The 19978-nt window shown below is 45.7% G+C and carries 17 protein-coding genes; 4 read left to right on the top strand and 13 right to left on the bottom strand.

The window, feature by feature from the left end; all coding sequences use genetic code 11:
* Positions 1-37: 37 nt before the first annotated feature.
* Positions 38-1024 carry a FecR family protein gene (locus tag ACHKAR_RS01840; protein ID WP_395415929.1) on the bottom strand — a complete coding sequence of 329 codons (987 nt, stop codon included), beginning with the start codon at positions 1022-1024 and terminating at the stop codon, positions 38-40.
* 147 nt (positions 1025-1171) lie between these two features.
* Positions 1172-1792 carry an RNA polymerase sigma-70 factor gene (locus ACHKAR_RS01835; protein ID WP_395415928.1) on the bottom strand — a complete coding sequence of 207 codons (621 nt, stop codon included), beginning with the start codon at positions 1790-1792 and terminating at the stop codon, positions 1172-1174.
* Between the two features lie 354 nt (positions 1793-2146).
* On the opposite strand from ACHKAR_RS01835, the gene ACHKAR_RS01830 reads away from it, so the two are divergent.
* Positions 2147-2980 (top strand): ion transporter, encoded by an 834-nt coding sequence (locus tag ACHKAR_RS01830; RefSeq protein ID WP_395415927.1) that lies wholly within the window; start codon positions 2147-2149, stop codon positions 2978-2980.
* A gap of 7 nt (positions 2981-2987) precedes the next feature.
* Here the strand turns inward: ACHKAR_RS01830 and ACHKAR_RS01825 are convergent, their stop codons facing one another.
* Positions 2988-3584, bottom strand: a complete 597-nt coding sequence (locus ACHKAR_RS01825) for a toxin-antitoxin system YwqK family antitoxin (RefSeq protein WP_395415926.1) — start codon at positions 3582-3584, stop codon at positions 2988-2990.
* Between the two features lie 127 nt (positions 3585-3711).
* Between ACHKAR_RS01825 and ACHKAR_RS01820 the strand changes: the two genes are divergently transcribed.
* Complete coding sequence (locus ACHKAR_RS01820; protein WP_395415925.1) at positions 3712-4281, top strand: DinB family protein; 570 nt, start codon at positions 3712-3714, stop codon at positions 4279-4281.
* A 37-nt stretch (positions 4282-4318) separates the two neighbouring features.
* On the opposite strand, the gene argJ is transcribed toward ACHKAR_RS01820, so the two are convergent.
* The 6 genes from argJ to ACHKAR_RS01790 form a co-directional block, all read right to left on the bottom strand.
* Positions 4319-5536 carry a bifunctional glutamate N-acetyltransferase/amino-acid acetyltransferase ArgJ gene (gene argJ, locus ACHKAR_RS01815; protein ID WP_159584509.1) on the bottom strand — a complete coding sequence of 406 codons (1218 nt, stop codon included), beginning with the start codon at positions 5534-5536 and terminating at the stop codon, positions 4319-4321.
* Positions 5537-5554: 18 nt separating this feature from the next.
* Entirely contained in the window at positions 5555-6592 is a 1038-nt protein-coding gene (argC, locus tag ACHKAR_RS01810; protein ID WP_395415923.1) for an N-acetyl-gamma-glutamyl-phosphate reductase, read from the bottom strand.
* Positions 6593-6594: 2 nt separating this feature from the next.
* On the bottom strand, positions 6595-7788 hold the full coding sequence (locus ACHKAR_RS01805) for an aspartate aminotransferase family protein (protein WP_395415922.1): 1194 nt from the start codon (positions 7786-7788) through the stop codon (positions 6595-6597).
* A gap of 192 nt (positions 7789-7980) precedes the next feature.
* Positions 7981-9138: an alanine racemase gene (alr, locus tag ACHKAR_RS01800; protein WP_395415921.1), complete on the bottom strand. Its 1158-nt coding sequence runs from the start codon at positions 9136-9138 to the stop codon at positions 7981-7983.
* Positions 9132-11120 carry a hypothetical protein gene (locus ACHKAR_RS01795; protein ID WP_395415920.1) on the bottom strand — a complete coding sequence of 663 codons (1989 nt, stop codon included), beginning with the start codon at positions 11118-11120 and terminating at the stop codon, positions 9132-9134. Before ACHKAR_RS01795 ends, alr begins: the two co-directional genes overlap by 7 nt.
* A 57-nt stretch (positions 11121-11177) precedes the next feature.
* Entirely contained in the window at positions 11178-12401 is a 1224-nt protein-coding gene (locus tag ACHKAR_RS01790; protein ID WP_159584519.1) for an ATP-grasp domain-containing protein, read from the bottom strand.
* A gap of 268 nt (positions 12402-12669) precedes the next feature.
* Between ACHKAR_RS01790 and ACHKAR_RS01785 the strand changes: the two genes are divergently transcribed.
* On the top strand, positions 12670-13572 hold the full coding sequence (locus ACHKAR_RS01785) for a sialate O-acetylesterase (RefSeq protein ID WP_395415919.1): 903 nt from the start codon (positions 12670-12672) through the stop codon (positions 13570-13572).
* Positions 13573-13607: 35 nt separating this feature from the next.
* On the opposite strand, the gene ACHKAR_RS01780 is transcribed toward ACHKAR_RS01785, so the two are convergent.
* From ACHKAR_RS01780 to proB, 3 genes are all read right to left on the bottom strand, one after another.
* A complete protein-coding gene (locus ACHKAR_RS01780; RefSeq protein ID WP_395415918.1) occupies positions 13608-14735 on the bottom strand; it encodes an aspartate aminotransferase family protein in 1128 nt (375 codons plus the stop codon).
* A 69-nt stretch (positions 14736-14804) separates the two neighbouring features.
* Positions 14805-16061, bottom strand: a complete 1257-nt coding sequence (locus ACHKAR_RS01775) for a glutamate-5-semialdehyde dehydrogenase (protein WP_395415917.1) — start codon at positions 16059-16061, stop codon at positions 14805-14807.
* The gene (gene proB, locus ACHKAR_RS01770; RefSeq protein ID WP_395415916.1) at positions 16058-16819 is read right to left on the bottom strand and encodes a glutamate 5-kinase; all 762 of its coding nucleotides are present in this window, start codon (positions 16817-16819) and stop codon (positions 16058-16060) included. The genes ACHKAR_RS01775 and proB overlap by 4 nt, the downstream gene beginning before the upstream one ends.
* Before the next feature lie 232 nt (positions 16820-17051).
* On the opposite strand from proB, the gene ACHKAR_RS01765 reads away from it, so the two are divergent.
* Positions 17052-18035: a c-type cytochrome gene (locus ACHKAR_RS01765; RefSeq protein ID WP_395415915.1), complete on the top strand. Its 984-nt coding sequence runs from the start codon at positions 17052-17054 to the stop codon at positions 18033-18035.
* Between the two features lie 5 nt (positions 18036-18040).
* Here the strand turns inward: ACHKAR_RS01765 and ACHKAR_RS01760 are convergent, their stop codons facing one another.
* On the bottom strand, positions 18041-19939 hold the full coding sequence (locus ACHKAR_RS01760) for an ABC-F family ATP-binding cassette domain-containing protein (protein ID WP_159584530.1): 1899 nt from the start codon (positions 19937-19939) through the stop codon (positions 18041-18043).
* Positions 19940-19978: the final 39 nt, after the last annotated feature.

Genomic DNA, 19978 nt, shown 5'->3' with positions numbered 1-19978 from the left:
TTCCCCAAAACCATACTCGGCTTTTGTATTTATTTGATTAAAATATCGTTATTAAATCCCCATTTATCCTATAGTCAAATTCGTAGTTATAAGAAAGACTTTCCATCAGTTCCTGGATTGAGCAATCTTTACAATTGATAGTTATTTTCTTTTCTTTCAGTGCAATTTTGTCGTAGGAAACTGAAACACCGTACCACCTGGAAAGCCTTCTAAACACCACGGCGAGTTCTTCATCTTCGAAAACCAACCTCCCATCCATCCAACCGAAAGCTGCAGCACTATTCTCAATACTTGACCGACTAAGTATATTTTTTCTCTTGTTATAGGTTGCTCTCTCAGCTGGGAGGATATCGACAAAGCTTCTGCCCGAAGGATCGCTCACCCTGACTTTCCCGGACCTTACAAATACCTCAGAAAAAAACTCATCTTCATAGGCCTGAATAGAGAATGAAGTCCCTAATACCTCAATATTGATATTGTCGGTGGTTATAATAAATGGCTTGGATTCATTCCTGACTACATCGAAAAAGGCCTCACCGGTCAAAACCACCTGCCTACTGTTGCCTTCGAACACTTCCGGGTAACTAATCTTCGATCCTGAATTTAATTTGACGGTGCTACCATCAGCCAATTGTAACTCTAACTTCTTTCCTACAGGGGCCACCTTTTCAACCACACGAATAATATCCGAATTACTAAGATTGCTGCCTGACCAGAAATTATAAACTAGCCAACTTGAGGTAATAAGAAGCGCAACTGCAGCTGCAATGCGATACCATGTAACATGAAACTTCTTCGATTCCTTTTGACCATGATAACCTGCAGACAAATCGATTTCATCAAGTAGTTGAAGCCAAATTCGATTTTTTGCACTCTGAGCTGAAGGGTCTGATGATTTCCAGTATAACTCAATCTTAGTTAAAATCTGACGATTCTTCGGATCCTCATCCAACCACTTTGACAATCTGTGCTGATCGTCAATGTTCATTTCATTATTCAAATACTTAAGAATGATCTGGTCCATAAGATGCTTTAACTCTATGTACTATAAAGAGTCAAAAGCATGTCTCAAGTCACATTCAAATCTAAAAATTTGTAATTATTTTACTGAAATGAGCATGCGACCGCCTAAAATTACACCAAAAAAGCCCTTAAAATAACAATTTCATAATTATCCAAGCAACTCCATAGTACCAAGAAACAGCAGAACAGAGAAACTACCATAATTAGACTTAGTACCACCCGAAGCCTCAAGATAATCTGTAACTTCTTCTCTTATTCGGGAAACAGCCTTCGTCATGTGGTTTTTTACCGTTCCTTCCGATATACCCATTTCTGTTGCCACTTCTTTCACAGATTTCCCTTCCTGTCGGATCAGCTTATAAACAATCTGGCATTTATCCGGCAAAGCATTGATAGCATCATTTATGGCGCCAACCAGTTCTTGCTCCAGCATTACCTGTTCAGGGTCGTGTCTATCAATCTCTTTGATAGTTTCTTCCAAATTACTGCCAAAAAAACTATTGGGATTTCGTGTAACGAACCTTATCGCTGAATTCTTTACCGTAATGAAGAGATAAGAATTGATATCCCTAATTGAAGTGAGACTATCTCTATTACTCCAAAGATTCATAAATACTTCAGAAACAATATCTTCGGCAGATTGCACATCATGAGTTATGCTCTTAGCATATTGATAAAGACTTGTAAAGTTCTGATCGTAGCAGCTTTTGAACCATTGATGGGTGTCATCAAGTGAATTAATATTATGAATTTTCCGCCTTATGGTCATTTACTTTAAAAAGTTACTCATGCAAGCTGCATCTAAGCTGAAAATATTGCTTAAGTCACAATAATATAAATAATCAATCTCAATTGATAATAAAATAAAGTTCTCTCAAGCCTCTTTGATTCCTGTTATGTAGTCGGTCTGTTCCACTTTGAGCATATTATTCTCCAGAGCCAGAAACACTCCCGCCTGGAGGTTCCGCAGCCACACTTTCGTACTTCGTGGGGAATATTCTCGAGCGAATTATTTCCTGATAAATCAGTCTTTTTGAAAATATTGATTTGCAGCTTATTATAGGGCAAATTGGTTAATATTGCATTTTATCAGATCATGAATAACCAGACCAAAAATCCGCTTATGCTCATCTGGGATCGAGTCAAAAACATGGACGACCTCAGGGCCTTCATTGAATCTAAAGCGTTTCAATATTCCATCATAGCCCTTATTATTATCAATGCCATCACCATAGGACTGGAAACCTCTGCCACTATTCGGGAGTCAGCGGGGCTTTGGCTTACAGAAATAGACAAATATATTCTGGTCATCTTCACGCTCGAAATCTCTGTGAAAATCGTGGCCTATCGTCAGAAGTTTTTCGCCAACACCTGGAACATTTTTGACTTCCTCATTGTGGCCATTGCGCTGATCCCAGCTGCAGGCCCCCTGCACATCCTGCGTACCCTCCGCGTGCTACGAACCGCCCGCCTCATCAAAAATGTACCTAAGCTTCGTTTGATCATAGAGTCTTTGCTCAAATCTATTCCAAGCATTGGATGGATCGGGGTGCTGCTATTTATGATTTTCTACATTTTTGCGGTGATTGGTACCGATTTGTATCAGGATCAGTTTCCTGAGTACTTTGGTGATATGGGCAAGACCTTTTTCACCCTGTTTCAGGTAATGACGCTGGAAAGCTGGTCTTCAGGGATTGCAAGACCCATGATGCAGGAGGTTTCTTATTCCTACCTGTTTTTTATTCCTTTTATCCTGCTGGCTACCTATACCACACTCAATGTATTCATAGCGATAGTGGTCAACACCATGAATGAGATCAACCGTGCTGAAATGAAAGAAGAAGAAGAGCGGGTGAAGGATTTCGTACATCATGAGCACGAACAAATGCTCGAATACCTATCGAGTATTGAGAGAAAAATCACCCAGCTCGAGAAAAAAATAGATCAGAAGAATTGAGCTCAGCTCACTCTGCTTCTAGTTCAGGGTTTTTATCCACCAGTTCACCATCCTCATATCGGTAGGCTATCGACAGGTTTCCTTCCTGGTCATACCACTTTGCCAAACCGTGAAGTTTCCCATCAACATAGGGCGCTTCCTGCATCAGTGTGCCATTGTCATAGTATTTCGTCAACGGCCCATTCAACACCCCGTTGTTATAATTTCTGGTTTCTATGACTTTTTTCCGCTTGTAGACCACATACTCACCGTCCAGCTGATCGCTATGGTAGTAGCTCTTGGTCTCCACATACCCCTGCTTGTCAAACTTCAAAGCCACACCTTGTTTTTTACCCTCGTTAAAGGTTTCTAGTAAAGTAATCGCCCCTTCTTTGTCATAGGTAATCCACGAGCCATGCTTAAGCCCATTGAGCACATCCCCCTCCGCTACGATTCGTTGATCACTGCGCTGAGTGGCTTTGCTCAGTCCCTCCACATCGCCATAGGCACTCACCTCCGCAGTGGATGGAATCAAGGATGTTTCCAAAATCACAGGTGTTTCGTTCTGGCAGGCCATCATTACTCCCAAAACCAACATCAACCAAATTGAACCAATTCTATTCATGCTATTACAAAGTTTTTAGGTTTAAGATGTGCCAAAATTATACAACCAAAAGAAAAAATTCACTTCTGTAAAACCGGAAACTGAGACTCTGTCAAAACAATGAGTGAAAAGCAGCGTTGGTTTAGTAATGAAAAATAAGTACCTGGAGGCCTGGATGGAAGAGGCCGTACACATACCTGGAAAAATAGACCAGCACTTTAGTGGGCTTAATGAAGAAGTTCTGAACCACAAACCTACCCCTACTAAATGGAGCATTGGAGAACTACTGGACCATCTCATCGTCACCAATACCCTTTATTTCGGAAGGTTTGAGAAAATCATAGCCCAAAAACATTCCAATCCGCTCACAGCAAGATTCAAATACTTGTCGGCTTTTTTCGGCCAGTCCATACTGAAGTCTGTACATCCGGATAATACCCGGAAAATCAAAACCGTGCGTAAGTTTCAACCAGTGAAGAAGCAATTCACACTGGATAAATTAAAGGAATTCAAAGATCACCACTCCGTATTAATGGATTTCGCCCTTAAAACTGACGTGGCTGATCACCAAAAAACCATCATCACTTCGCCTGCCAGTGGGCTGATCTTCTATTCGCTGGAGGATGCATTCAGGATCATACTCGCCCATGAGCAGCGACACATCCAACAAGCCGTTCAGCTCCTGCCCACCTCAAAAGAAATGCCCGTATCTTCCTGAAAAATACGGGCACTTTCGTTTTTTGATCACACGGAACTCAGGTGGTATACATGGAATTAAACATGACATAATCTGTCGTAAGGTCTGTGCCCCAGCCGATCGCTGAAGACCGTCCCTCACGCAGCTTCATTTTGATGGTAATCTCAGATTGTTTCAATATCCGTTTCACCAAATTGATGTCAAATTCCTGAGGCTTACCCTGAACCATCATCATGACTTCTTCTTTCTCATTACCCAGCGAAAGGTCCACCTTATCCACATCGAAAGAGACCCCTGACCGCCCCATAGCGGCCAGTATGCGCCCCCAGTTGGGATCACGACCAAACATGGCGGTCTTCACCAATGAAGAGTCTGAAACCACCCGCACGATCTTCCGGGCATCTTCTCTGGTTTTGGCACCTGAGAGGCGATACTCTATAAACTTACTGGCCCCTTCTCCATCTGATATGATCAATTTGGCCAGGTGTACCATGAGCTCATTCAGTTTTTCTTTGAAGGTAATGTAATGCGGGTCGCTCGCTGAGGTGATCATCTCATTATCGGCCAGGCCATTGGCCATGATGCTGGCCATGTCATTGGTAGAGGTGTCCCCATCCACAGTGATCATGTTAAAGGAGTCCTCTACTACCTCTTTGAAGGCCTTGTCCAGCAGCTTCTGATCTATATTGATGTCGGTAAAAGCAAAGGCCAGCATGGTCGCCATGTTGGGATGAATCATTCCAGACCCCTTGGCAATCCCGCCAATGTTGATGGTATTGCCATCTATGTCAAACTCCACATAGCCTTCCTTCGCAAAGGTGTCTGTGGTCAAAATGGCATTTGCTGCAAAACTCCCTGCCCGGGAATTTTCAGAAATCTTCTTTACATTTTCCTTAATTCCATCTACCACTTCTTCCGTTGGAAATTTCTGCCCGATGATTCCTGTAGAGGCAATCATCACCTGATTGACATCTATTTTGAATTCATCCGCAGCTGTCTGTGCCATAGCCAGAGCTCCCTCCGCTCCTTGCTGACCTGTGACAGCATTGGCGTTACCCGAGTTAACAATAATGGCCTGTGCCATATAATTTGACTCCTGAAGGTGCTTTTTAGTTAATTTGATAGGCTCTGCAATGACGAGGTTCTGAGTAAAAACTGCCGACACTTTGGCCGGTACCTCTGAGTACATGATAGCCAAATCCCGGCGCATGGACTTCACTCCCGTATGCGCGCCCCAGCATTTGATGCCTCTTACATTGGTTATATTTCTGATCATATTCAAAGCAATAGTATTTTAAGGTTGTAGTGGTGAAATGTGAAGACCGGAGGTTTCGTCCAGTCCGAGCATAATGTTCATGTTTTGAACGGCCTGCCCAGCCGCCCCCTTCACCAGGTTGTCAATGACACTGATCGTAATGATGGTATTGGTCCGGTCATCATAGGTGGTGAAGATATCACAATAGTTGGTCCCACGCACCTGCTTTAGGTTGGGCAGATCACTTCTCAGTCGCACATAAGGTTCATTTTCATAGTATTCTCTAAAAATCTTTTCCAGCTCCGGAGTGCTGATCTCCCGGGTGGGCTTGGTGTAGGTGGTAGAGAGGATCCCACGATCCACAGGCAATAGATGCGGTGTGAAAAGCACGGTAGCTTCACTGTTGGCGTATTTCCCAACGATCTCCTGAATCTCTATGGTGTGCCGGTGGGATTTAACCCCATAGGCCGAAAAGTTGTCGTTCACCATCGGAAAATGGGTATTGGGCTTTGACTTGATCCCTGCGCCCGTCACGCCTGTTTTGGAGTCTACGGTGATCTGGTTTTTATCGATAATGCCCTCCTTCATCAATGGCGCCAGTGCCAGAATGGCGGATGTTGGGAAACAACCTGGATTTGCCACCAACCTACCTTCCCTGATCCTTTTTCGATAAAGCTCCGGCAAGCCGAATACCGTCTGGTCAAATCCCTGCTCAAAATGGTGATCCTTTTGATACCATGCCTCATAGACTGCTTTACTGGAAAGCCTGAAATCTCCACTGAGGTCCACGATTTTAAAAGATTTATGATGGTTGTCCTTAACAAAATCCATGGACACCCCATGTGGAAGGGCTAAAAAAACCAGGTCGAGGCCCTCTTCTTCCAGATCATCTATACCTATGAGCGTGAGGTCGAAGATGTCTTTAAACTGGGGGTGTACATCGGAAAACAGCTCCCCCTTTCTACTCTCTGAAGTAATCGCCGTGATGTTCACATCCGGGTGATTAATCAATATTCTTACCAATTCACTACCCGTATAACCGGTAGCGCCTACGATTGCTACATTATATTTAGACATTGTTATCTGTTTGCTTTGATTGACTTGAGCATTACCTCAAAAACTGTTTTCAAATCCTCCATGGGAATATTCAGAGGCGGGACCAGCCTGATCACATTGCCAGCCGTAGCGTTGGCCAATACCCCATGCTCCATCATGGTGGTTACCACCGGTTTGGATTCTAGGGTAAGTTCTATACCGATCATGAGCCCATAACCTCGGATCTCTTTGATTTCAGGATATTCTGATCTCACTTTTTCGACTTCAGCTTTGAGCCAGGCTCCTTTTTCCGTGGCCTGCTTCAGCATTCCTTCTTCCTCCATGGCCTCTATAGTAGCCAGGGCTGCCGCACAAGCCAACGGATTGCCACCAAACGTGGTACCGTGATCTCCCCAGTCTATGGCTGATCCTACCTTCTCTGAAGCCAGTACAGCGCCAATGGGCATTCCTCCGCCCAATGCTTTTGCCAGGGTCATGACATCCGGTGTTACTCCAAAATGCTCAAATGCAAACATTTTCCCGGTACGCCCCATTCCCGATTGGATCTCATCAAAAATCAATACCAGATTTTGCTCATCGCAATAGGCTCTGAGCGCCTTGAGGAACGAGGGATCTACCAGATTGATCCCGCCCTCACCCTGAATGGGCTCCAGCATAATGCCGCCAACCTCCTCAGTTACCATTTCCTTAATCGCCTCCAGGTCATTGAAGGGTGCATGGAGAAACCCTGCGGGGATTGGTGCAAAACCATTCATCATGGCTTCTTTACCGGTGGCTGCCACAGTGGCCAATGTACGCCCATGAAAGGCATTTTTCATGGCTATGATCGTGCCTCCACGTCCATTTTTGCTGGCATATTTCCTGGCAATTTTGATGGCTCCTTCAGCAGCTTCAGCTCCGCTGTTTCCAAGAAAAACGCGCTGCAGACCCGATAATTCTGCCAATTTCTTGGTCAGCATCACCTGTGGTTCACTCAGATAAAAATTGGAAATATGAATCAACTCATGCGCCTGCCTGCCAATAGCATCCGCTACTTTGGGATGCGCATGGCCGACATTGTTCACAGCGATACCTGCCAACGCATCGATGTATTCTTTGCCCTCCATATCCCAGAGGCGGGAGCCAGAGCCTTTTTTGAAGGCCAGCGGGTAGCGTTTAAAAGTGGGTAAATAGTAAGTTTTGTCTAATTCGTGTAGTTCTTTTGTTGAATAACTCATTGGTTATTTTAATGTGATCACCCGAAGGTTAATTAAAAAATGAAAGGTCTCCCAAAAAATAAACTGACCTGGAGACATAAAAATCCCAACCCAGATGGAGACATCTACATAAGTAATAGCTTAAGCCTTCAATTGTTCCTTAAAATTTCAAACAATAATAATAATCCAATAAATTATTACAATAACACAATATTACTTCACAATCCTTCTTGGAATGGCTGAAGGCAACCGGCTAAGCATTTCGTTATTAAGAAGCTGGGTGAGTTGGGTAAATGAGCTGATGTTGATGGTGTTATTCTGTTGGCGACCTACCAATACCACTTCGTCGCCCACCTCCACATTGGAGATATGAGAGATGTCTACCATAAATAGATTCATATTGATCAACCCGATGATTGGGGCTTTCTTTCCTTTGATCAACACAAACCCGCGGTTAGATTGTCCGCGAGGGTACCCGTTGGAATAGCCCAGAGGAAGTACGGCTACCTTCATATCCTGTGTGGCCTGATAGGCCGTACCATAGCCAATAAATTCACCTGCATCCACATCACGCACGTCCATCACGTCTGTTTTCCAGGTAAAAAGTCGCTTAAGAGAACCATTTCCCTTAGCCTCACCTGCCTGCATATGCATATAATAGATGTCCGGGCTTGGCCAAAAACCGTACTGAGCAACACCCATCCTCACCATATCGTAGACCGTGTCGGGGTAGGCCAGTGCCGCAGCAGAGCATGCAATGTGACGGATTTCAGGAATTACTCTTTTCTTCTCGCAGATTTTCACGAATTCTTTAAAACGCCCCTGCTGAGCGGTAATCTTAAACTGATTAGAAAAGCTCTCAGCTCCACCAAAATGAGTACATAGCCCTTTGAAAGCAACATGCGCATGATTTTTCTTCAGAAAAGCAAGCGTATCCGGAAACTCACGGGCGTTCATCCCCGTGCGGTTAGCACCCGTTTCTACTTCGATATGTACTTTGGCCTGTATGCCCAGCTTTTGAGCCTTTTCCAAAACCACGGGCAGCCGCTCATAGTTAAATACATAGAACTCAATGCCATGCTGAATGGCCCACTCAATATCCTCGTCGTACAGAATACCCATGATCATCACATCAGTTGCTTCGGATTTGACTTCCAAAACCTCCTCTGCTTCAAAAGCTGACGCTGTAGCAAAATGATTAACACCCGCTCGCTCGGCCATTTTCACGAATTGAGCAATGCCATGACCGTAGGCGTTGGCTTTCACTACTGATGAAATCCTGACGTCTTTCCCTACCTTCTTACGAATAAAGTTGATATTGTTGGTCAGTGACGATTGACTGAGTTCTATTCTTGATGAGTGCCTTACCATAGCTTGATTTGTTGATTCCAGATATAGGATTTGCCCCAGCTCTCCTGCGCCAGAGCAACTGCGTCTTTCAGTAAATGATCAGGTACACCACTTAAAAAATCGGCGGTATCCAGCGGGTTGTAATGGAACGCATACACCCTGGCTACAAACTGCCCAAATGGTAAAGAGGACTCGCCATGCTTCTCCCCATGGCCGAATACAGAGGGCTTGATACCCTGCCCCCAATCTTGTCTACCCTCATTGTTGGGATTAAGAAAATAGGCACGAACCACGCCTGTGGAGTCCTGATCTACCCTGAGTAATGAAATGGCGTGAAAGCCCATCATATCGCCCTTAGAACTGGTAATAAAAATTCCCACGGGATTGGGATAGACCATTTCTCTCTGCCCGTTAAATTCTGGATGAAAAGCTGCGTAAAAAATTCGTACAAAGCCCTCAAAATCCAGAATGGAATTGGTCAGGTAATCGTAGCAGGAAGCAAACCCCAACTGAATCCATTGCCCGTACATGAGTGGGTTCACCCACTTATGTGGATCTTCACCCCGACCGGTCGTGCGCCGCATCATTTCGTTGTACAGTTTGTCCAGATGTGGCACGAGCACTACGGAGACCGGATCCAGATTATAGTCCAGCTTTTCCACCAGCCCCTTACCCAACTGATTAGAGGTGAGGTCCACATTTTCAAACCTCATGATGAGGTTATTTTGGGTGGCCACTGTGATAATCATGTCAATTAACTTGGCAGGGGCATGCTGACTCCACATACTCATCCCTCTGGCTGACTGGCAAGTGGGGTTATTGCCCTGGCCTACCCCCAGTGGCTGTCCCAGGACTCTCAGCGTACCCCCCAGCAGGTACTTGAGAGCATTGGCATCTGGCTGCTGATTAACGAGTGACTTTAGGATCCGCTTCTCCACCTGACTGTTCAGCTTGATCTTCCTGAGATTTTCCAATCCCACACGGACTGGTCTTCTGGAAAACAGGTTTTTACCCAGCATACGCGCCAGCCCATAGATACACTGACAATTATCCGGGCTTACCACCTCCATAATGAGCGTGGATACCAGCTCATGAAACTTCTCCCATTCAGCTATACCCCGGTCGTTGAGGTCCAGACTGTCCGGTACCAGGTCGGGGTATTCCTGCACCAGTTTTTGAAGGAGAAGCGCATGAAAGCTACTTACCAGCCCTGTAGAGCTCATGTGATACCCCATCGCTTCAGCTTCAGCCTTGAGGGTTTTCATATTGGCATTGCTCAGAAAGTATTGATAATCCGATAGCTCGCTATGTGCTTTGGCTCCTTTTGATGGGCCATAAATCGCATTTATATAATGCCTTACTGACTCATCTGTTTTGGAGTTACCTGAGGTATCAAATCTCTCATCCACAAGCCTGATCAACTCACGAACTTTTCTGGTCACGATAGGCCGCTGAGCACAAATGAGCCTGATCTCCTCGGCCAGTTTTTCATAAACTCCTCCCAGGTCTATTTCACTCATGATAAACCCAAAGAGATTAAACGCTTTCTTCATCTCACGCTCTGACATCACAATCCTGGTTTCTTCAGAGGGTTCCTTCAGCGCAAATTCGAGATTGTGCACCACCACTTCCTCTAGAAAATGCTGCGCATCTTCAGCAGTCATGACCGGAGATACCATGTCTCCATTGGCCATGGCCAAAAGCCTGAGCTCTGAGAGAATTTCAAAGCTGGAGGAAGGATGCCCAAACGTAAGAGTTCCTTTAACCAGGTATGGTACTAGCTTATCAGGTTCGTTCCAGGCGGTGCCCGTAAATATTCCCGCTTCGTCAAGATCTGAACACTTCTTGTAGAGGTATGATAAGCCATCTCTCGTAAGGCTCAACAAGTCTATCTGGCTAGCCAACTTGGTTGCCTTTTCAGGTTTGGTGAGTTCAGTGGATTCGGAAAACTCCTTTAAGCTTAACTCAAAGTTATCAAATACCTGATCTGAAGCTGTTTGCATACGTTGTTTTGAATTCAATACTATTAAAAAAATGATCGCTTAAAGTCGTCCTACTATTTAGATATAAAAATCGACCTCTTCATAGTGCTGCAAAAGTTCTGTCATCCTATCCGGATCTTCCCCTTTGAAATTGATGGTACCAAAATGATTACCAAAACCCTCACGACTGTCGCTGAGCTTCTGACCACTGTAAGGTGGTACCAGCGTGTGGTCCACAAAGTATGGCTCATTATTGAGTTCCTCAGGTATCTCCAGCTTTGAAAACTGACGCTTGCGTGGGTAGATCATCACATTTCCGTGGTAGTTTTTGGGCTTAAAATCTTTGGCCGGAAAAATAGCATCCAATTCCTCCTCAGTGGCATTGGGATCATGAGAAACCACAAATGCCGCTAGTGCATCAAACTCCCATGATTTACTGGCCAGCTCCAAAATATGACCGCCCGGGATTCTGCAGGCTGTTTCTCCAAAATTGAGCTCATCATTGTCGGTCAGAAACCATTCTGGATGCACCATACCATACTCAATCCCAAAAATATCTACCAACTTCTGTACATGCTGATGAATGAGATCTCTTTTACTCCGCAGATAGTTTCCTTCGGGAATAAAATTGGAATAACCCAGCTTCACGTACTCGGTAATATTCAGAAACCGTATTTTCCCTTTGTGAATAAAAGCCTCACAAGAAAACTCCCTACCGGAAAGGTGGCTCTCAGCCAAACATGGAAAATCACCGTCTTCGCACTTTTCGTCTATGTCCTTCATGGAGCGAAGTAACCTGTGCCCGACGGTACCTGCCGAAGCAAAGGGCTTGATGTGTACCCAGCTATCTTCTTCGCCTTCCAACTGCAGGTTGGCTTCATTGAGACGCTTCATAAAGGCTTTGACTCCCTCTTTATTATGCACTTCCTCAAAAAGCCCAACACGCAACCCTCCAATAAGCGCCTTACGTTTCATCATGGCCTTATTTCTGAAAAGGAACGCACGATTGAGTACCCGTGGGTCACCGCGATAAATAGAATTGAGTGCACCTGCCCACTCCACTGTTTCTTCATAAAGAGGTACTGCCACATCTGCGTCAAAGGGTTTGAGCTTTTCCACCAGGTCTAATGAATTGGATGTATCACTCCATTCATCCAGCTGGTAAGACACAAACGGGATGTCGTTTTCCTTTGCATAAGGTTCAAAATCAGCAAAGGAAACCACTACATAAGGTTTTCCCAGCTTCTGCATACTCTCTATCACGGGCAGACTCCACCCAATCAATGCAAAACATTTAGCCATAACTATTTTCTATTTTAAGGTTGTGAAATCGATTAATCAGCGCAGACGCATCTCTTCGAAGGGACCCAATTGGACATATATTTCCTGTATTAGATAGACACATCTATCTATAGTAATGACTGAGTGTCTTTATTGTTCCTGAAAATCGCGATTACCTCTAAGAGTACAGCAGTTTCTTAGAATAGTTTAAAATGAGAATGCCTTAACTGATGATTGGTGCCAGTACCCGAAAAGTATTAATTTAAGCCTTCAAAAAAATCCAACCGAAATGAAAAGTCTGATTCATCTGATTTTAGTGTTTATTCCCCTGTTCTCCTTCAGTCAGGAAACCGTTCGTGTTTTCTATCTAGGTGGTCAGTCCAACATGGACGGCTATGGATACAACAAAGATTTGCCAGATTCACTGAGTGGATCATTCGATAATGTCTGGATATTTCATGGCAATCTCGCCGGAGATGGTGAGCCCAATGGTGGTCAGGGAATATGGGAAGCCCTTAAACCCGGCCATGGAGTCGGGTTTGCATCAGATGGTAAATCCAATCAGCTCAGCGATCGGTTTGGGCCAGAACTCGCGTTTGCGAAGAGAATGCAAGGACTTTACCCTGATGAAAAGATTGCATTGATCAAATATTCCAAAGGTGGTACCTCCATAGACAGCCTCGGTGCGGGGCCCTTTGGTTCATGGGAGCCCGACTTTCGGGGAAAGGGTGGGATCAATCAATACGATCATTTTTTAGCCACCATCCGAAATGCCACACAGGTGCAAGACATAGATGGTGATGGGGTAAATGACCTACTGGTCCCCAGCGGTATTCTCTGGATGCAGGGGGAAAGCGATGGCGACAAAACGGAAGCCATGGCCAACCGCTACTATGCCAACCTGAAACGTCTGATGGACCTTGTACGTGCTGCTCTACGGGTGGATGACCTTCCGGTAGTGATTGGAAAAATATCTGACTCCTGGAACGATGAAGATGGCAAAGTATGGGACTACGGCGAACTGGTGCAATACGCACAGGAAAAATATGCCCGCACCGACGGCAATGCTGCCATAGTAAGGAATACACGGTACTATGACTACTCAGATCCATGGCACTACAAGAGTGAAAATTACATTGACCTGGGCAAGGCCTTTGCTGATGCTTTATACCAAATAATGGGAGATCCATAGTCTCCCTTTGCCTTTAGGAGTAAAGCTTCAAACCTTCACCCAGCGGCACTTTTAAAAACCTCCAGGAAGTGATCGGCATCCTCTTTACTGAGGTTGAGCGCGGGCAGCAACCGAATGGTGTTCTTTCTGGAAGCCGAACCCGTGAATATGTGATGATCAAACAGCAACTTCTTTCGAAGGTCCGCTGCGGGATATTCCAGATCAATACCGATCATCAGGCCTTTTCCACGTACCTCCTGCACAGCGGATATTCCGGCCAGTTCACCCATCAGGTAGTCCCCAATAGCTCCTGCATTTTCGATCAGATGTTCCTCCTGAATCACCTCCGCCACGGCCAGTGCAGCTGCACAAGCCAGATGATTTCCGCCAAACGTGGTGCCCAGCATTCCGAACTTCGCTTCAAACTTGGGAGAGATGAGCACCCCTCCAATGGGGAAGCCATTGCCCATCCCTTTGGCCATGGTGTAGAGGTCGGCTTCCACACCATAGTAATCCTGGGAGAAAAATCGACCACTTCTCCCATAGCCGCACTGCACGGAATCGGCAATAAATACCGTTCCGTAGATATCGCATAGTGAGCGGATTTTCTTCATAAAAGACTCATCCGGCAAAAAAATACCGCCCACACCCTGAATGCCCTCTATGATCACTGCAGCAATCTCGTCGTTGGCAAAAGCCATCTCCAGTGCCTCCTCATCGTTGAAGGGCAGAATCAATGCATTGTCTGTAGCATTAACCGGAGCCACAATGCCCGGATTATCAGTCACCGCCACAGCCAGTGAAGTACGTCCATGAAATCCATTGGTAAATGAGATCACTTTCTTCCTCCCTGTGTGGAAAGAAGCCAGTTTCAGCGCATTTTCATTGGCCTCAGCTCCAGAGTTGCACAAAAACAAATCCCACTCAGGTCTACCAGAAAGTTCACCCACCTTAACAGCCAGCTCCTCCTGCAGTGGGTTCTGAATTGAATTGGAATAAAAACCTAATCGCTGCACTTGCTCTGTGATTCGCTGAACATAGCGCGGATGAGAATGGCCAATAGAAATGACCGCATGACCACCATACAAATCAAGGTATCGGGTGCCAGCTGTGTCGTAGACATAGCTGCCTTCACCTCGGGTGATCTCTATAGGAAAGAGTGGATATACATTGAATAAACCCATTTTCTGTATTTTGAAAAGTTGATATTATAAAGGTGAAAACACTTCCACCGTATCGGTCTGTTACTTTTATTAATTGTTCCGGATCTGTCCGTCTCCCCTCACTACCCATTTGTAGCTGGTCATTTCCCTCAACCCCATGGGGCCACGAGCGTGGAGTTTTTGCGTGCTGATACCGATCTCAGCACCCAGCCCAAACTCACCACCATCCGAAAAAGCAGTGGAAGCATTGGCGTATACGCAGGCCGCATCCACCTGTTTCAAAAACTGATCAATCGTCTGCTGATCTTCAGCAACAATCGCTTCACTGTGCTTGGAACTATATCTGGCAATATGCTCCAGTGCCTCCTCCAAGTCCGTTACCACGCGTATCGACATTTTGTAAGCCAGCCATTCTATCCCAAAATCTTCTTCATTGGCCGGATGTAACAAGTCACTTTGGTAATGACCTTTCAGCACTTTCAAACTTTCCTCGTCAGCGTAAATCCCCACCTGATGATGTTCATCCATTCCCGCCAGCAGTTGAGGCAGGTCACTAAGCAAACTCCTGTGCAATACCAGACAATCGAGGGCATTACACACGCTCACTCGCCTGGTTTTAGCATTCTGAATAATGGCCTTCGCTTTGACCAAATCTGCTGAGCTATCCACGTAGGTATGGACGATACCCGCTCCAGTCTCAATCACAGGAATGCTGGCGTTTTTCCGAACAAAATCGATCAGGCCCTGACTACCTCTGGGGATGGCACAGTCTATGAGACCCTCAGCTGTGAGGATCGGTTGCAGCGCTTCACGTTCGGCCGGAGCCAGGTAAACCACCTCTTCGAGTTGATGTGCCTTCAGGACCTCATGAATCACCGCTACTATAGCGGCATTGGAGTCTTTGGCATCCCGGCTACCCTTCAGCACACAGGCATTTCCTGTCTTTAGACAGAGTGAGAAGACATCAAATGTCACATTGGGGCGTGACTCATAAATCACAGCAATAACCCCAATAGGTACTGACACCCTCGACAGCATCAAACCATTGGGTAATGTGCGCTCTTCGAGCTGCTGACCCAACGGAGTGGGCAACCGGGCCACCCTGCGGATATCTTCGAGAATCGACTTCAAACGATCATCGCTTAGTAAGAGGCGGTCATATTTAGGATCCTCAGGATCCATGCGACTCAGGTCTTCCTGATTGGCTGCCAGTATCGAGTCTTTATTCTCCCATGACAAATCTGCCACATCATTCAGGATTTGCCGGACCTGCGCATCTTCCAGACTAACCAACCGACGGCTGGCGACCTGTACTCCCCTCAAACTTTTCAGTATCTCCTCTTTCATTTGCTTGCTTCTTTTGTGGCAAAACGAGTGCCCATCGCTTTCCCGTTGAGAACATCCAGAATAACATTATCTTGCTTGCCGTTGGCAATAAACGTCTCAATACCTCCGGCAGCGGCTCGCGTAGCGATCTCTACTTTTGAATGCATTCCTCCCCTGCCCATTCCTGATTTTTCCACGGAAATGTGCTTCTTGTGGGCATCATCACCAAAAGGAACCAGGCCAATCACGTGCCCGGCATCATCGTATACCCCATCTACGTTGCTCAGGATGATCAGTTTTTCAGCACCAATCATGGAGGCCGTGAGTCCAGCCAACTCGTCATTGTCTGTAAACATCAGTTCTGTAAGAGAAACCACGTCGTTTTCATTCACAATAGGAACAATCCCCTGACCAATGAGCCCCTCGAAGCAGTTCATCATGTTTTCATAGTGCTCTCCTTCAGCAAAGTCTTCTTTGGTGGTGAGCACCTGTGCGCACACAATGTCATACTCTATGAACAATTCAAAATAGCGCTTCATGAGGGAAGTCTGCCCGACCGCAGAAAGCACCTGTCTTCTGATAGCCTCACTGGTGATGCCACTGTCTCCAATAATGCTCCTGCCTGCACCCACAGCGCCTGAAGATACCAATACCGGATGCCAGCCCTCCTGAATCAGCTTCACGAGCTGTACCACCACTTGCCGGAAAATAAGCTTATCCAACATCCCATCGTGCCTGGTCAGCACGTTTGTTCCCACCTTTATTACGATCCGTTTCACCTCTTTTCGATGATTTAAAAATGTAAGTTGTTTTTTGGGTTGTGTTGCAATCAGACCTTTGGGGCAATGTCAAAGAGTAGACTTGGTCTAAATTGAGCGGAAAAGTAGCAGTAAATTGATTCAAAGTGAAGGAAATAAGTCAACAGTTGTCTTCATTTTTTGTGATCCCTACCCCATTGACTTTTTTTTGGATAATTCTTACCTTCAGGAATTCACGAACCTAACCATTTTTATGAAAATCCTAAAAATCCTTGGAATTATTATTGCTGGCGTCATTTTGCTGGCGCTTTGTGGCATAGCCTTCATCAAAACTACATTGCCCGATGTAGGACCAGCGCCCGAGGTATCCATAGCAGTCACTCCTGAATTGGTGGCTCGTGGTGCCTATCTGGCCAATAGTGTGACGGTCTGCATGGACTGTCATTCTGCTCGCGAATGGTCAAAATTCTCTGGCCCACTCAAACCCAATACCCTGGGACAAGGTGGAGAAATCTTCAATCAGGACTTTGGTTTTCGTGGCTCCTTCACCTCCAAAAACATCACCCCGGCTGGTGTGGGCGATTGGACAGACGGTGAGCTTTACAGACTGATTACCACGGGGGTCACCAAAGATGGTAACCCGATATTTCCGGTAATGCCCTACCAGAGATACGGCCAAATGGCTGATGAAGACATCTACTCCATCATCGCTTATATCCGATCTCTTGCTCCTATCCAAAATGAGGTAGCACCTTCTGAAGCTGATTTCCCGATGAACATCATCCTGCACACCATCCCTAAGCCAGGAAACCCACAACCTAAACCGGATAAAAGCGATGTATTGGCCTATGGAGCCTACATGACCAGCGCTGCCGCTTGTGGTGACTGCCACACTCCGCAGGATAAAGGCGCGCCAATTATGGCACTGAATTATGCTGGAAGTTTTGAATTTAACATGCCCGGATTCGGGATTGTTCGATCGGCCAATATCACCCCTGATGAGAAGACTGGTATCGGCTCGTGGTCCGAAGATTTCTTCGTGAACAGATTCAAAGCGTATGCAGACTCAAGCTATGTGCCACATGCTGTGGGCGAAAATGACATGCAAACGGTAATGCCCTGGTTGATGTATGCCACCATGGAAGAAGAAGACCTCAGAGCAATATATACCTACCTGAGATCCCTTCCGGCCATTGAAAATAAAGTGGTGAAATTCACACCAGCCTCAGAACTGTAAAAGGACTATCCTATTTTTTCCACCAATTGCTCCCAAGTAGCATTGAGCGTTTCCAGCTCAGCTTTCTTGCTCTGGTAGCGGTTGGTGGTTTTTTCCATTTTGGCAGCGTCTCCAAATACCTCTGGTTTACTAAGCTCCGTTTCCAGTTTAGTTACTTCGCTTTCCAGTGCTTCAATCTTGCCTTCCAGTTGAGCTATCTCTTTTTCCAGTTGTTTCTGGGTATCGTCGTGGCGTGGCTTTTCAACTGCTACTTTAGCCTTTTCCTTTTTCTCACTATTCTGAGGCTGGGGTGATGACTTTTTCTTCTCCTGCTCTCTATTATACCACCACTCCCACTCTTCGTAAGTACCGGGATACTCTTTGATTTCATGATCTTCAATCCACCAGATCTTATTGGCCACTTTTGAGATAAAATCCCTGTCGTGAGATACCAGCAAAAAGGTACCCTCAAATTGCTGTAGGGCCTGTACCAGTATACTCACCGACATCATATCCAGGTGGTTAGTAGGCTCATCCAGCATGAGAAAATTGGACTCGGTAATCAGGGTTTTGGCCAGTGCCACACGCGACTTCTCTCCTCCACTTAATACCTTTATTTTCTTAAAAACCTCATCATCGGTAAAAAGAAAACAGCCCAATACACCACGTAACTCCTGATCGGTTTTTCCGGAGCCCGCTTGCTTCAGTTCTTCAAGAATTTCATTCTGAATATTCAGCGCCTCCAGCTGATGCTGTGCATAGAAAGCCGTAGTTACGTTGTGTCCCTTCTGTAAGGTGCCCTGAAAAGATTCGGTCTCTGCCACAATACGCAGTGCTGTGGATTTTCCTTTACCATTGGCCCCTATAAAGGCAATTTTATCCCCACGCTCAATGTGCGCATTGGCATGTGAAAGGATGTTGAGGTCGCCATAGGACTTGGAGATATTCTCCATCTTCACTACATGGCGTCCTGATTTTACTTTGAATTTAAATTTGAAATCGACCGCCGCAGCTTCATCCGCCACAGCCTCTATGCGCTCCATTTTGTCCAGCATCTTGGCCCTGGACTGTGCCTGTTTTGCCTTTGAGGCCTTGGCCTTGAAGCGTTCCACAAAGCGTTCAGCCTGCCTGATTTTCTGCTGCTGGTTTTCAAATGCATTTTGTTGAATCTCATTTCGCAGCTCCTTCTCCTCCAGATAGAAATCGTAATTACCAGCGTACATATTGAGCTGATAAGCCGATACTTCCACTATTTTATTGATAGATGCATTCAAAAATCGTCTATCGTGCGAAACGATAATACAGGCACCGTCATAAGACTGCAGGTAATTCTCCAGCCACTGAATCGAAGGTAAATCCAGGTGGTTAGTAGGCTCATCCAGCATGAGCAGGGAAGGCTTTTCCAGCAGCAATTTGGCGAGCATCACGCGCATGCGCCACCCTCCGGAAAACTCCTTGAGTGGTCGCTGAAGGTCCTGGGTACTAAACCCTATTCCTTCCAGAATTTCTTCGGCCTTCGCCTGCATGGTGTAACCATCGTTGGTTTCAAACCGCTCCTGCAATTTGGCCAGTTTGTCCACGAGCTCATCACGGTAGTTGGTTTCCATCTCATGCAGCACCTCATCTATTTGCTTCTGAATCTTCATGGTCTCAGCAAAGGCCTGCATAGCCACATGAAGAATGGAATCGTCGGTCAGGTAAGAAAGCAGATCCTGGTTCAAAAAACCTATGGTCGTATCATTACTCATATTGATCTCGCCAGCTGTAGGCTGATCTTCGCCTGTGATCATTTTCAACAGGGTAGATTTACCGGTACCATTCAGCCCAATAAGGCCAATACGGTCCTTGGGACCTATAAAAAGCGATGCATCATCATACAGGGGCCTGTCTCCGATGTAATATGAAAGGTTATTGATACTAATCATGGCCGCAAAGTTATATGACTCAGCAGATGAAAAACGATT

This window comes from Marinoscillum luteum (genome assembly GCF_044005705.1).
GTDB lineage: Bacteria > Bacteroidota > Bacteroidia > Cytophagales > Cyclobacteriaceae > Marinoscillum > Marinoscillum luteum.
This window is presented reverse-complemented; position numbering and strand designations above follow the sequence as displayed.

What these genes read in the sequence shown, in the direction of transcription:
- ACHKAR_RS01840 (WP_395415929.1), bottom strand. Translation starts at nt 1,024, where the DNA reads ATGGACCAGATCATTCTTAAGTATTTGAATAATGAAATGAACATTGAC.
- ACHKAR_RS01835 (WP_395415928.1), bottom strand. Translation starts at nt 1,792, where the DNA reads ATGACCATAAGGCGGAAAATTCATAATATTAATTCACTTGATGACACC.
- ACHKAR_RS01830 (WP_395415927.1), top strand. Translation starts at nt 2,147, where the DNA reads ATGCTCATCTGGGATCGAGTCAAAAACATGGACGACCTCAGGGCCTTC.
- ACHKAR_RS01825 (WP_395415926.1), bottom strand. Translation starts at nt 3,584, where the DNA reads ATGAATAGAATTGGTTCAATTTGGTTGATGTTGGTTTTGGGAGTAATG.
- ACHKAR_RS01820 (WP_395415925.1), top strand. Translation starts at nt 3,712, where the DNA reads ATGAAAAATAAGTACCTGGAGGCCTGGATGGAAGAGGCCGTACACATA.
- argJ (WP_159584509.1), bottom strand. Translation starts at nt 5,536, where the DNA reads ATGATCAGAAATATAACCAATGTAAGAGGCATCAAATGCTGGGGCGCG.
- argC (WP_395415923.1), bottom strand. Translation starts at nt 6,592, where the DNA reads ATGTCTAAATATAATGTAGCAATCGTAGGCGCTACCGGTTATACGGGT.
- ACHKAR_RS01805 (WP_395415922.1), bottom strand. Translation starts at nt 7,788, where the DNA reads ATGAGTTATTCAACAAAAGAACTACACGAATTAGACAAAACTTACTAT.
- alr (WP_395415921.1), bottom strand. Translation starts at nt 9,138, where the DNA reads ATGGTAAGGCACTCATCAAGAATAGAACTCAGTCAATCGTCACTGACC.
- ACHKAR_RS01795 (WP_395415920.1), bottom strand. Translation starts at nt 11,120, where the DNA reads ATGCAAACAGCTTCAGATCAGGTATTTGATAACTTTGAGTTAAGCTTA.
- ACHKAR_RS01790 (WP_159584519.1), bottom strand. Translation starts at nt 12,401, where the DNA reads ATGGCTAAATGTTTTGCATTGATTGGGTGGAGTCTGCCCGTGATAGAG.
- ACHKAR_RS01785 (WP_395415919.1), top strand. Translation starts at nt 12,670, where the DNA reads ATGAAAAGTCTGATTCATCTGATTTTAGTGTTTATTCCCCTGTTCTCC.
- ACHKAR_RS01780 (WP_395415918.1), bottom strand. Translation starts at nt 14,735, where the DNA reads ATGGGTTTATTCAATGTATATCCACTCTTTCCTATAGAGATCACCCGA.
- ACHKAR_RS01775 (WP_395415917.1), bottom strand. Translation starts at nt 16,061, where the DNA reads ATGAAAGAGGAGATACTGAAAAGTTTGAGGGGAGTACAGGTCGCCAGC.
- ACHKAR_RS01765 (WP_395415915.1), top strand. Translation starts at nt 17,052, where the DNA reads ATGAAAATCCTAAAAATCCTTGGAATTATTATTGCTGGCGTCATTTTG.
- ACHKAR_RS01760 (WP_159584530.1), bottom strand. Translation starts at nt 19,939, where the DNA reads ATGATTAGTATCAATAACCTTTCATATTACATCGGAGACAGGCCCCTG.